The sequence below is a fragment of the Streptomyces sp. PU-14G genome (genome assembly GCF_041028275.1).
Taxonomy (GTDB): domain Bacteria; phylum Actinomycetota; class Actinomycetes; order Streptomycetales; family Streptomycetaceae; genus Streptomyces.
The window spans coordinates 1-12,012 of sequence record NZ_JASKYT010000044.1 but is presented as its reverse complement, the minus strand read 5'-3'; the positions used below and the strand labels follow the sequence as shown (position 1 = coordinate 12,012).

The window sequence follows — 12,012 nt, the reverse complement described above, 5'->3', positions numbered from 1 at the left end:
CGCCGGTTTCCGGAGGGAGCGGGGAGCGTCTCAGCCGTCGCGGTGCTCGACCCCGGGGGTGCCGGACTCCCCGGCCGCGTGGGCGCGCAGCTCGACGCGGCGGATCTTGCCGGAGATCGTCTTGGGCAGTTCGGCGAACTCGACGACGCGCACGCGCTTGTAGGGGGCGAGCCGCTCGCGGCAGTGCGCGAACAGCAGGTGCGCGGTCCGCGCGTCGGCCGCGTAGCCGTCCGCCAGCACGACGTACGCCTTCGGCACGGCGAGCCGCACGGGGTCGGGCGACGGTACGACGGCCGCCTCGGCGACGGCCTCGTGCTCCAGCAGCACGCTCTCCACCTCGAAGGGGGAGATCTTGTAGTCGCTGGCCTTGAAGACGTCGTCGGAGCGGCCCACGTAGGTGAGGTAGCCGTCCGCGTCGCGGGAGCCGATGTCGCCGGTGCGGTAGTAGCCGTCGGCCATGGCCCGCGCGGTGCGTTCGGCGTCGCCGTGGTAGCCCCGCATCAGGCCGACCGGGGCGCCGGCGAGGTCGAGGCAGATCTCGCCCTCGTCGACGCCCGCCTCACCGGTGACGGGGTCGAGGAGGGTGACGTCGAAGCCGGGCGTGGGACGTCCCATGGAGCCGGTCTTGAGGACCTGACCCGGGGTGTTGGCAACCTGGACGGCGGTCTCGGTCTGGCCGAAGCCGTCGCGGATGGTCACGCCCCAGACGCGGCGCACGTGCTCGATGACTTCCGGGTTGAGCGGTTCGCCGGCGGCGACGACCTCGCGCGGTACGGCCGCGAGCTTGCCGAGGTCGGCCTGGATGAGCATGCGCCAGACGGTGGGAGGTGCGCAGAAGCTGGTGACGCCGCCGCGTTCCATCTCGGCCATGAGGCGGCCCGCGTCGAAGCGGGAGTAGTTGTGGATGAAGATGGTCGCCTCGGCGTTCCAGGGTGCGAAGAAGTTGGACCAGGCGTGCTTGGCCCACCCCGGCGAGGAGATGTTGAGGTGGACGTCGCCGGGGCGCAGTCCGATCCAGTACATGGTCGCCAGGTGCCCCACGGGGTAGGAGACGTGCGTGTGCTCCACCAGTTTGGGCAGGGCGGTCGTCCCCGAGGTGAAGTACAGCAGCAGGGTGTCGTCCGCGCGGGTGACGCCCTGCGGGTCGAAGGCGCCGTCGGCCTCGTAGGCGTCCTCGTAGGCGAGCCAGCCGGCCTCGGGGGTGCCGCCGCTGCCCACGGCGATGCGCGTGTAGTCCCCGGCGACGTCGGCGAACTTGCCGGTGTCGGCGGCGCGGGCCACCACGTGGCGGGCCTCGCCGCGCGTGACGCGGTCCGTGAGGTCGCGGGGGCCCAGTTGCGGGGTCGCGGGGATGACGACGGCCCGCAGCTTCATCAGGGCCAGCAGGGTCTCCCACAGTTCGACCTGGTTGCCCAGCATGACGATGACGCGGTCACCGGGGACGACTCCGCGACCGCGCAGCCAGTTGGCGACCCGGTTCGAGCGCTCCCGCATCTGCGCGAAGGTGACGCGCCGCTCGGTGGCGTCCTCCTCGACGAGGTGCAGGGCGAGCCGGTCGTTGCCGTCGGCGATGTGGTCGAACCAGTCCAGCGCCCAGTTGAAGTGCTCGGGCCGTGGCCAGGTGAAGGCGGCGCGCGCGGCCTCGTAGTCCGTCCGGTGCGTCAGCAGCGTGTCGCGGGCGGCGCGGAAGGCCTCGGTGGGCGTGGACGGGATCATGTTCCCTCCTGGTCGGCGGGGGCGGGAAGTGCTGGGAGCCCATCGTGGAGGTACACCCGCGCGCGCACCACCCCCGGGCGGGGGCTTACCCCAACGTGACAGGAGGTGCGGCATCATCGGGGACGTGTACACGGGGGCGAGGACGGACGAAAAGCGGGAAGCGGCGGACGGCGCGCCCGGCAGGCGGCGGCGCCGGCACCCCTTCGTCGCGGCGCTGTGCGCGCTGACGCTTCTCGTCCTCAGCGTGCCGTTGGGTTTTCGCGCGGCCGACGAGGACGGGCCGACGCCGGTGCCGCAGTTGCTGGCGTTCCTGCCGTGGTTCCTGGTGCCCGCCTGGCTTGCGCTGGTGGGAGCGGCGCTGGCCCGGCGGTGGCTGGTGCTGGTGTGGGCGCTGGTGGTGCTGGCGGGCACGGGCTGGTTTCTGCGTCCTTACGGGCCGCCGGCGCCGGACGGCGCGGCGGGCCAGGCAGGCAAGACGCAGTTCCGCGTGCTGACGGCCAATCTGAAGTACGGCGGTGCCACCCGGGACCTGGTGGAGACCCTGCGCAGGGAACGCCCGCAACTGGTGGCCGTGCAGGAGTGCGACAACGGGTGCGCGAAGGCGCTGAACGACCCCGTCCTGCGCGAGGAGTACCCGCACAGGATGGTCACCGGGGTGGACGGCGGCGCGCGGGGTTCGGCGCTGCTGAGCGTCTACCCGCTGCACGACCGCGGCCAGGTCAGCGGCCGGCTCTCGATGCCCGGCGCCGTCGCCGAGGTCCACGGCGAGCGGGTCGCCCTCCAGGTGGCGCACCCGATGCCGCCCACCCCTGGCGACACGGCGACGTGGCGGGCCGAGCTGGGCAGGCTGCGCGCCTACGCCGCGGCCCGCACCCTGCCGACGCTGATCGCGGGCGACTTCAACTCCTCGCAGGACCACGCCGGATTCCGGGCCCTCCTGGACACCGGCATGCACGACGCGGCCCGCATGCTCGGCAACTCGCGCACGCCGACGTGGCCGACCCGCACCACCCCGGTGCTGGGCGCGCAGATCGACCACGTGCTGCTCAGCGAGGAGATGGTGCCGGTGGACGGCAAGTTCCTGGACCTGCGGGGCACCGACCACCGGGCGCTGCTGGTGAACGTGAAGCTCATGTAGCCGCCGCGAGGACCCGGGCTCTCGCGGCCCGCGGGACGCGCCGCGGGGTCAGCCCGCCGCCTGGCCCGTGCCGCCCGTCAGCGAGGAGGGGGCCGGGCCCCGGTCGTGGTGGATGGGGGTGTGGGCGCCGTTGAGAGGCACGCCGGTGCCCCCCTGGCGCACCGCGACGATCTCCGCGGCGATGGAGAGCGCCGTCTCCTGCGGCGTCCGGGCGCCGAGGTCGAGGCCGATGGGCGAGCGCAGCCCGGCGAGTTCGCCGGCGGTCAGCCCGGCCTCGCGCAGCCGCTCCAGCCGCTCCAGGTGGGTGCGGCGCGAGCCCATGGCCCCGACGTAGGCCACCGGGAGCCGCAGCGCGCGCTCCAGCAGCGGCACGTCGAACTTGGCGTCGTGGGTGAGCACGCACACGACGGTGCGGCCGTCCAGCTCCTGCGAGTCGAGGTAGCGGTGCGGCCAGTCGACGACGACCTCGTCGGCGTCGGGGAAGCGGCGGGCGGTGGCGAAGACGGGGCGCGCGTCGCACACGGTGACCCGGTAGCCGAGGAACGTGCCGATCCGCACCAGCGCGGCGGCGAAGTCGATGGCGCCGAACACCAGCATGCGGGGCGCGGGGACGCTCGACTCGACGAGCAGGGTCACCGGCTGCCCGCACCTGCTGCCGTCGGCGCCGACCGTGACGGTCGCGGTGCGGCCGGCGTCCAGCAGGGCGCGGCCCTCGGCCACGGCCGTGGCGTCCAGCTCGGGCGCGCCGCCCAGGGCGCCGTGCGGCTGCCCTTCGGCGTCCAGCCACAGTGCGCCGCCCAGCAGCTCGTCGGGGCCTTCCACGAGGCGTACGAGCGCCGCGGTGCGCCGCTGGGCGGCTTCGGCGACGGCCGCGGCGAAGACCTCGCGCGCCCGCGTTCCGGCGCGCGCCGGGGTGACCAGGATGTCGATGATGCCGCCGCAGGTGAGGCCGACGGCGAAGGCGTCCTCGTCGCTGTAGCCGAAGGTCTGGCGGATGCTGTCGCCGGAGGCCAGTGCCTCCAGGCACAGCTCGTAGACGGCGCCTTCGACGCAACCGCCGCTGACGCTGCCGACGGCCTCGCCGTCCGCGTCGACGGCCAGTGCCGCGCCGACCTGTCGCGGGGCGCTGTTGCTGACGCCGACGACGGTGGCGACGGCGAAGTCGCGTCCTTCCTCGCACCAGCGGTGCAGCTGTGCGGCGATGTCCAGCATGTGCCTACTCCTCGGCGTTGGCGCAGGTCCGAACAGCCTGAACGGGAGCGGGAACGGCCAGGGAGACCGCACCCGCTCCCGCCAGACGTCAGGCCGGCGGCCGGGCGGCTATTTCGCCCCCAGCCACTGCTCGATCGGGTTGAGCGCGAAATAGGCCAGGAAGACGAATCCCAGCACCCACATCAACCATCCGGGCTCGCGGAACTTTCCCTGTACGGCCTTGATCAGAACATACGAGATGACACCCGCGCCGATGCCGGTGGTGATCGAGTACGCGAAAGGCATCAGAACGGTCGTCAGGAAGACCGGGATCGAGGTGGCCGGGTCCGACCAGTCGATGTGCATGGCGTTGGTGATCATCATCGATCCGATGACGACCAGCGCTGCCGCCGCCACCTGCGGAGGGATCATCTGCGCGAGGGGCGTGAAGAACAGGCAGAGGGCGAAGCCGAGGCCGCTGATCACGCTGGCGAAGCCGGTGCGCGCACCGTCACCGACACCGGCGGTGGACTCCACGAAGACGGTCTGCCCCGAGGCACCGGCCAGACCGCCCATGACGCCGCCGGCGCCGTCGATGGTCAGCGCCTTGGCCAGCCCCGGCATGCGGCCCTCCTTGTCGGCGAGGCCCGCCTGCTGGCCGATGCCGATGATGGTGCCGATGGCGTCGAAGAAACCCGCCAGGACGAGGGTGAAGACGATGACGCCGATGGAGATGGCGCCGACGTCGCCGAGGCCGTCGAACGAGACGGAGCCGAAGAGGCCGAAGTCGGGCGAGCTGACCAGCGACCCGGGGAACTCGGGGGCGTTGTGGCCGCCCCAGTCCTTCTTGGTGAGCCCGGCGAGCTGGTGGATGACCCCGGCGATAACGGTGCCGCCGACGATGCCGATCAGGATCGCGCCGGGCACCTTGCGCACCTGGAGCGCGAAGATCAGCAGCACGGTGACGGAGAAGCACAGCACCGGCCAGCCGGTGAGCACCTCGGCCGTGCCGAGCTGGATCGGCTTGACGCCCGGCAGGCCTCCGGGGCCGCCCGTGGAGGTGACGAAGCCGGCCTGTACCAGGCCGAGCAGGCAGACGAACAGTCCGATGCCCATGGTGATGGCGTGCTTCAGTGCCATGGGTATCGCGTTCATGATCAGCTCACGGAGCCCGGTGACCACCAGGAGGATGATCACGGCGCCGTAGATGACGCACATCGCCCACGCGTTGCCCCACGTCATCTCGGGGGCGACCTGCGTGGACATGACGGCGGAGACGCTGAGGCCCGCCGCCATCGCCAGCGGGACGTTGCCGACGAAGCCCATCACGAGGGTGGTCACCGCCGCCGCCAGCGCGGTCGCCGTGGTGACCTCGCTGCCGTCCAGCTTGTGCCCTGTGGCGTCGGGCACGGAGAGGATGACGGGGTTGAGCAGGACGATGTACGCCATCGCCATGAAGGTGGTGATACCGCCACGCACCTCCTGGCCGACACTCGACCCTCTCGCGGAGATGTGGAAGTACCTGTCGAGCCACGAGCGTCCCGCGGGGATGCGCGAGCCGGGGCCCGCGTCCTCCGGCGACGTCGTCGGCCCGATTTTGGACTGGGTCATTGTGCTGACTCCCAAGGTTCACAGGGGCACCCCGGCAGACGCCGAGGATTTGGGAAGCCACGACCCGGGGGACGGCCCGCGCCGGCGCTTTGTCCCCCACCCCTCCCTTTCACCGTTTCTCATGGGGGCTTCGCCCCCCTTCCCCCGATCGCTTCGCTCGTCCTCAGTTGCCGGACGGGCTCGCAAGCAGCCCCTCAGGCGATTGAGGAGCGGGGGTTTCGGGGGCAGAGCCCCCGGTTTCGGGAAGGGGCGGGGCTGGGGAAAAGGATCACACCTCGACGATGTGTTCCGGTCGTACGGGCACGCGCGGCAGCGCGTGCCCTGTCGCGGCCCTGATGGCCGCCATCACGGCAGGCGTCGACGACAGGGTCGACGCCTCCCCCGCGCCCCGCAACCCGTACGGGGCGTGCTCGTCGGCGAGCTCCAGCACGTCGACCGGGATGGTCGGCGTGTCCAGAATCGTGGGGATCAGGTAGTCCGTGAAGGAGGGGTTGCGGACCTTGGCCGCAGGGTCGACCACGATCTCCTCCATCACGGCGAGCCCGAGCCCCTGCGTGGTGCCGCCGTGGATCTGGCCCTCCACTGCCTGGGGGTTCATGGCCTTGCCGACGTCCTGTGCGCAGGCCAGCTCGACGACCTTGACGAGGCCGAGCTCGGTGTCGACCTCCACCACGGCGCGGTGCGCGGCGAAGGAGTACTGGACGTGGCCGAAGCCCTGCCCCGTCTCCCGGCCGAAGGCCTCCGTCGGCCGGTGCCGCCACTCGTCCTCGGCCTCGACGGCCTCGTCGCCGAGCACGTCCACCAGGGAGGCGAGCACCTCGCCGCCCTCGGTGACGACCTTGCCGCCCTCCAGCAGCAGTTCGGCCGTGGCCCATGCCGGGTGGTAGGTGCCCAGCCGCTCCCGGCCGCGCCGGAGCACCTTCTCGCGCACCAGCTCGCACACGTGCTTGACGGCGCCGCCGGTCATGTACGTCTGCCGGGAGGCGGAGGTGGACCCCGCGGAGCCGACCTGGGTGTCGGCGGGGTGGAGGGTCACCTGGGTGACGCCCAGTTCGGTGCGGGCGATCTGGGTGTGGACGGTGATGCCGCCCTGGCCGACCTCGGCCATCGCCGTGTGCACCACGGCGACCGGCTCGCCGCCGACGACCTCGAGACGCACCCGGGCCGTGGAGTAGTCGTCGAAGCCCTCGGAGTAGCAGACGTTCTTGATCCCGACCGCGTAGCCGACGCCCCGCACGACGCCCTCGCCGTGGGTGGTGTTGGACAGCCCACCGGGCAGCGCCCGTACGTCGGGCTCGCCGCCGACGCTCTCCCACTGCGCCTCCATCGGCAGCGGCATCGCCTTGACCCTGCGGAGCAGTTCGGCGACCGGCGCCGGTGCGTCCACGGCCTGGCCCGTGGGCATCAGGGAACCTCGCGACATGGCGTTGCGCTGCCGGAAGGCGACCGGGTCCATGTCCAGTTCGGCGGCGAGCCTGTCCATCTGCGCCTCGTAGGCGAAGCACGCCTGGACGGCGCCGAAGCCGCGCATCGCGCCGCAGGGCGGGTTGTTGGTGTAGAGCGCGAGGGCCTCGATCTCCACGTCGTCGATCTCGTAGGGGCCCGCCGCGTGCGAGGCGGCGTTGCCGACCACCGCGGGGGAGGCCGAGGCGTAGGCGCCGCCGTCCAACACGATGCGGCACTTCATGTGCGTGAGCTTGCCGTCGCGGGTGGCGCCGTGCTCGTACCACAGCGTGGCGGGGTGCCGGTGGACGTGGCCGAAGAACGACTCGAACCGGTTGTAGACGATTTTGACGGGCTTGCCGGTGCGCAGCGCCAGCAGGCACGCGTGGATCTGCATGGACAGGTCCTCGCGGCCCCCGAAGGCGCCGCCGACGCCGGAGAGCGTCAGGCGCACCTTCTCCTCGGGCAGCCCGAGGACGGGGGCGATCTGGCGCAGGTCGGAGTGGAGCCACTGGGTGGCGACGTAGAGGTCCACGCCGCCGTCCTCGGCGGGAACGGCCAGACCGGACTCGGGGCCGAGGAAGGCCTGGTCCTGCATGCCGATCTCGTACTCGCCCGTGACGATCACGTCGGCGCGCCCGGCCGCCGCCTTCGCGTCACCGCGGACGATGGGCTGGCGGTGCACGATGTTGGGGTGCGGTACGTGGGGAGCGGCGGGGGTCCCCCCTGGACCGGAGCTTGTCGGAGGTCCTTGGGGGACATCGTCGCGGTCCGGGTGGAGCGGTCGCGCGCCCTCGCCGAGCGCGCTCGCCTCGTCGTGGACGACGGGCAGCTCCTCGTACTCCACCCTGATCTTCGCGGCGGCGCGGCGCGCCGTCTCCGGGTGGTCGGCCGCCACCAGCGCGACGGGCTCGCCGTGGTGGCGGACCCGGCCGTGCGCGAGCACCGGGGTGTCCTGAATCTCCAGGCCGTAGTGGGTCGTGGCGGCCGGCAGGTCGTCGAAGGTCAAGGCCGCGTACACGCCGGGCTGCCGGAGCGCCTCGCTGACGTCGATGGAGAGGATCTCGGCGTGCGCGTGCGGGCTGCGCAGGGTGCAGCCCCACAGCATGTCCTCGTGCCACATGTCCGAGGAGTAGGCGAACTCGCCGGTCACCTTGAGGGTGCCGTCGGGCCGCAGCGGCGAGTCACCGACCCCGGCCCGGGTGCCGGCGCCCTGGCCCAGCCTGGTGGGGGTCCCGGCGGGCCCGGTCGCGGGGGCCACTCAGACCACCTCCGGCGCGGCGTCGTCGGCGCGGGCCGCGGCGAGGCGGACGGCGTCCATGATCTTCTCGTAACCGGTGCAGCGGCACAGGTTGCCCGAGAGCGCCTCGCGGATGTCCGCGTCGGAGGGCTGGCGGTTGCGCTCGATCAGTTCGTCCGCGGCCACCAGCAGGCCAGGGGTGCAGAAGCCGCACTGGACGGCTCCGGCGTCGAGGAACGCCTGCTGCACCGGGGCGAGGTCGCCCGTGCGTGCGGAGCCCTCGCGCTCCTTCGCGTACGCGGCCAGGCCCTCCACCGTGACGACCTCGCGCCCCTCGGCCTGGCCCGCGGCGACCAGGCAGGAACAGACCGGCTCGCCGTCCAGCCGGACGGTACAGGAGCCGCACTCGCCCTGCTCGCAGGCGTTCTTGGAGCCGGGCAGACCCATGCGCTCGCGCAGGACGTAGAGCAGGGACTCGCCCTCCCACACGTCGTCGGCCTCGTGCCGGCGTCCGTTGACGGTGAATGTCACGCGCATCGGGCGCCTCCTTCGGTGGTGCGGCCGTTGCCGGTCGAACGGTAGCTCTCCCACGTCCAGCCCAGCGTGCGGCGGGCCATGACGCCGACGGCGCGGCGGCGGTAGGCGGCGCTGCCGCGCACGTCGTCGATCGGGTTGCAGGCGCCCGCGCACAGTGCGGCGAACTCGCGGGCCACGGACGGCGGGATCGCCCTTCCGCTGTCCCAGAAGCCGCCGTCGGCCAGCGCCGCGTTGAGGAAGTCCTCGGCGGCAGCGGCCCGCAGCGGGGTGGGGGCGGCAGAGCCGATGCCGGCGCGGACCGTGCGGCTGCCGGGGTGCAGCGCGAGGCCGAAGGCGCACACCGCGATGACCATGGCGTTGCGGGTGCCGACCTTGGAGAACTGCTGCGGCCCCTCGGCCTTCTTGATGTGCACGTTCTTGATCAGTTCGTCCTCGGCGAGCGCGTTGCGCTTGACGCCGGTGTAGAAGTCCTCGACGGGGAGGAACCGGGTACCTCGCACGGACTCCGCCTCGACCTCGGCGCCCGCTGCGAGCAGCGCGGGGTGCGAGTCCCCTGCGGGGGAGGCGGCGCCGAGGTTTCCGCCGACGCTGCCCCGGTTGCGGATCTGGGGCGAGCCGACGGTGTGCGAGGCCAGTGCGAGGCCCGGCAGTTCGGTGGCGAGCTGGCCGATGATCTTCGAGTAGGGCACGGAGGAGCCGAGTCGGACGGTGTCGTCACCGACCTCCCAGTCCCGCAGCTCGCGGATCCGGTTGAGGTCCATGAGGTGGGTGGGGCGGCGGTGGTCGAAGTTGATCTCGACCATGACGTCGGTGCCACCCGCGATGGGCACGGCTGAGGGGTGCTCCGCCTTCGCGGCGAGCGCCTCCTCCCAGGTGGCCGGGCGCAGGAACTCCATGGGGGTCTCTTCTCGGTGCTCGGGTGGGGGTGCGACTTCTGTGCGGGGGCGGTTCCGGGAAGCGTGGAGGGGACGCGGTCAGTACACAGACAGGTGCCCGCCCCGGTGCAGCCACCGAAACCATGAAGTGTTTGGCTGGTCGACCACCGGGTCTTGTAGATTCAGACGAAAGCCGGGCCCCGGTAACCTCACGGTTTCCTCCCGGCCTCCCCCGCACAGCACCACCACCACACGACACACGAACGGCAGGCGACGAGACGATGCGGCTGCGCGCCCTCCTGGAGAACGACTCGCTGGGCCTCAGGCTCCTGGGCGGCGAGGACGAGCTGGACCGTACGGTGCGCGGCGTCATGACCACCGACCTGCGCGACCCGAGCCGCTATCTGTCCGGCGGCGAGCTGGTGCTCACCGGGCTGGCCTGGCGGCACGCGCCCGAGGACTCCGAACCGTTCGTGCAGATCCTGGCGAGCGCGGGCGTCGCCGGGCTGGCGGCGGGCGAGGCCGAGCTCGGCCGCGTCCCCGAGGACATGGTCGCCGCCTGCGCCCGGCACCGGCTGCCCCTGTTCTCCGTCACCGAGTCCGTCGCCTTCGCCACCATCACCGAGCACGTGGTGCGGCAGGTCTCCACCGAGCGCGCCGGCGACCTGGCCGCCGTCGTGGAACGGCACCGGCGGCTGATGTCCTCGGGCCCGGCGGGCGGCGGCCCCGACGTCGTTTTGGACCTGCTCGGCTCCGACCTGGACCTGGCCGCCTGGGTGCTCTCCCCCACCGGACGCCAGGTCGCCCGCCCCACAGAGGGCCCAGGGCTGCCGCAGGAGACCGCCACCCGGCTGGCGGGCGCCCACATGGCGGCCGTACGCGCCGGACGGCGCAGCCCGCATCGCACCACCGACGGCGGCGCCGCCTACTCCCTCTTCCCCGTCCACCGCGGGACCGGCGACCCGCGCCGCACCGTCCTGTCCGACTGGCTGCTGGCCGTCGCCGCCGACACCGGCGACTGGCCGGCCGAACGCCTCGACCTGCTGCACGGCGTCACCCAGCTGATCGCCGTCGAACGCGACCGGCGCGACGCCTCCCGTACGGTGCGGCGCCGGCTGGCCCAGGAAGTCCTCGAACTCGTGCAGACCGGTGCCCCGCCCTCGGAAATCGCCGCCCGGCTCCGCGTCGCGGCCCCCGTCCTGCTGCCGGGACAGGGCGCGTCACCGCACTGGCAGGTGATCGTGGCCCGCGTCGACTGGGACGAGCCCGACCCGGCCCGCGCCCTGGACGGCGGCGCCATCGCCCAGACCCTGCTGGAGGAGCTGCTGATCGACCCGCGCGCGGTCGGCCCCGACGGCTCCGACCGCGTCGCCGTCGCCCACGTCGACGACGAGGCGGTGGCGCTGGTGCCGCTGCCGGGCGAGAACGCTCAGGAGGAGGCCGAGGCGGGCCGCGGGGGCACACAAGGGGAGCCCGCCCGCGCCACCGGGCTCACCGGGGCGCACGGCGGTGAGGGGCTGCACGCGGACTCCCTGCTGGCCGCGGTCGGCGAACCGCTGGGGCAGGCACTCGCCGACGACGGGCGGCTCACCCTGGGGGTGAGCGCCGCCGTGCACTCCGCCGAAGGGCTGCGGGGTGCGCTGGAGGAGGCCAGGCACGCCCGCCGGGTCGCCGCTGCCCGCCCCGGCGCGGTGCGTGCGGCGGGGCACGAGGAACTGGCCTCGCACGTGCTGCTGCTGCCCTTCGTGCCCGACGACGTGCGCCGCGCCTTCACCGCCCGGCTGCTGGACCCGCTGCGCGAGTACGACCGCAAACACCGCGCCGAACTGGTGCCCACCCTGGAGGCCTTCCTCTCCTCCGACGGTTCGTGGACCCGCTGCGCCTCCCGCCTCCACCTGCACGTCAACACGCTGCGCTACCGCGTCAGCCGCATCGAGCAGCTCACCGGCCGCGACCTGTCCCGCCTGGAGGACAAGCTGGACTTCTTCTTGGCGCTGCGCATGAGCTGAGAGACGCCCGGCCGGGGGTCCGGGGGTCGCCCCCGGACAAGCACAGCTTGGCGCTGCGCATGAGCTGAGAGCCGCCCGGCCGGGGGTCCGGGGGTCGCCCCCGGACAAGCACAGCTTGGCGCTGCGCATGAGTTGAGGGGGCCCGGCCCTGTGGTGCTCCCCTCAGGTGCGGGGGGCGGTGGGTGGCGCCGCGCCGCGGCCGGGTTCCGGGTGCCGCAGGTAGGCGAGGACGGCGAGGACGCGGCGGTGGTC

8 protein-coding genes are annotated in these 12,012 nt (G+C 73.0%); 2 read left to right on the top strand and 6 right to left on the bottom strand.

Going from position 1 to position 12,012, the window contains the following annotated elements; genetic code table 11:
* Nucleotides 1–30: 30 nt before the first annotated feature.
* Nucleotides 31–1,716: an AMP-binding protein gene (locus AB8Z75_RS08140; RefSeq protein WP_369200721.1), complete on the bottom strand. Its 1,686-nt coding sequence runs from the start codon at nucleotides 1,714–1,716 to the stop codon at nucleotides 31–33.
* A gap of 124 nt (nucleotides 1,717–1,840) precedes the next feature.
* Here AB8Z75_RS08140 and AB8Z75_RS08135 point away from each other — a divergent pair, with 124 nt between their 5' ends.
* Nucleotides 1,841–2,854 (top strand): endonuclease/exonuclease/phosphatase family protein, encoded by a 1,014-nt coding sequence (locus AB8Z75_RS08135; protein ID WP_369200719.1) that lies wholly within the window; start codon nucleotides 1,841–1,843, stop codon nucleotides 2,852–2,854.
* A gap of 48 nt (nucleotides 2,855–2,902) precedes the next feature.
* On the opposite strand, the gene AB8Z75_RS08130 is transcribed toward AB8Z75_RS08135, so the two are convergent.
* From AB8Z75_RS08130 to AB8Z75_RS08110, 5 genes are all read right to left on the bottom strand, one after another.
* Complete coding sequence (locus tag AB8Z75_RS08130; protein ID WP_369200717.1) at nucleotides 2,903–4,066, bottom strand: XdhC family protein; 1,164 nt, start codon at nucleotides 4,064–4,066, stop codon at nucleotides 2,903–2,905.
* Between the two features lie 108 nt (nucleotides 4,067–4,174).
* Complete coding sequence (locus tag AB8Z75_RS08125) at nucleotides 4,175–5,656, bottom strand: NCS2 family permease (RefSeq protein WP_369200716.1); 1,482 nt, start codon at nucleotides 5,654–5,656, stop codon at nucleotides 4,175–4,177.
* 268 nt (nucleotides 5,657–5,924) lie between these two features.
* Complete coding sequence (locus tag AB8Z75_RS08120; RefSeq protein ID WP_369200715.1) at nucleotides 5,925–8,360, bottom strand: xanthine dehydrogenase family protein molybdopterin-binding subunit; 2,436 nt, start codon at nucleotides 8,358–8,360, stop codon at nucleotides 5,925–5,927.
* The gene (locus AB8Z75_RS08115) at nucleotides 8,361–8,876 is read right to left on the bottom strand and encodes a (2Fe-2S)-binding protein (protein WP_369200714.1); all 516 of its coding nucleotides are present in this window, start codon (nucleotides 8,874–8,876) and stop codon (nucleotides 8,361–8,363) included.
* On the bottom strand, nucleotides 8,867–9,772 hold the full coding sequence (locus tag AB8Z75_RS08110) for a xanthine dehydrogenase family protein subunit M (RefSeq protein ID WP_369200713.1): 906 nt from the start codon (nucleotides 9,770–9,772) through the stop codon (nucleotides 8,867–8,869). Before AB8Z75_RS08110 ends, AB8Z75_RS08115 begins: the two co-directional genes overlap by 10 nt.
* A 260-nt stretch (nucleotides 9,773–10,032) precedes the next feature.
* On the opposite strand from AB8Z75_RS08110, the gene AB8Z75_RS08105 reads away from it, so the two are divergent.
* Complete coding sequence (locus tag AB8Z75_RS08105; RefSeq protein WP_369200712.1) at nucleotides 10,033–11,760, top strand: PucR family transcriptional regulator; 1,728 nt, start codon at nucleotides 10,033–10,035, stop codon at nucleotides 11,758–11,760.
* The last annotated feature ends 252 nt before the right edge of the window (nucleotides 11,761–12,012 follow it).